The sequence below is a fragment of the Mesorhizobium sp. M2A.F.Ca.ET.039.01.1.1 genome (genome assembly GCF_003998035.1).
Lineage (GTDB): Bacteria > Pseudomonadota > Alphaproteobacteria > Rhizobiales > Rhizobiaceae > Mesorhizobium.
This window is the reverse complement of record NZ_RZRY01001477.1, coordinates 1-523: the sequence shown is the minus strand read 5'-3', so window position 1 is coordinate 523 and position 523 is coordinate 1. Positions and strand designations below refer to the sequence as shown.

The window sequence follows — 523 nt, the reverse complement described above, 5'->3', positions numbered from 1 at the left end:
AGGCCGAGATGCGCCAGCGCGCCGCCGAACAGGCCGGCGCCGAAGAAGCCGATGCTCCAGAAGGAATGCGCCCGGTTCATGATGCGGCGTTGGAGCAGGAACTCGGTCCTGTCGGCCTCGACATTCAAGATGATCTCGATGCTGCCGATCATCAGCCCGACCGGAACCAGCATCAGGAACAGAGACGCCGGGCCAGGCGCGTGCATCGCTATCGCATAGGCCAGGCCAAGCAACGGCACCAGCCAAAGCAGCGCGCGGCGAAAGCCTACACGCTCCAGGATAGGCGTCGCCAGCGTCAGCGCGACCAGTGTGCCGATCGGCGTGCCGATCAGGGCGAGCCCGAGCGTGCCATCCTCGATCCGCATGGCTCGCTTGATGTCGGGCAGGCGCGGGAAGATGTTGCCCATGGCAAAGGAATAGATCGCAAAGCCCACATAGACGCGGTGCTGCGGAGCGAGTTTCAGGCCAAGGGTCATCGCGGGCATCCAACGAACAAGGAGATACGGCGGGCGAACTCCTCGAC

General features: G+C 64.2%; 1 pseudogene. It reads right to left on the bottom strand.

Features of this window, described 5'->3' with window-relative positions:
* Positions 1 to 476: pseudogene (locus tag EOA24_RS40535) on the bottom strand (MFS transporter); the annotation flags it as partial.
* Between the last annotated feature and the right edge of the window lie 47 nt (positions 477 to 523).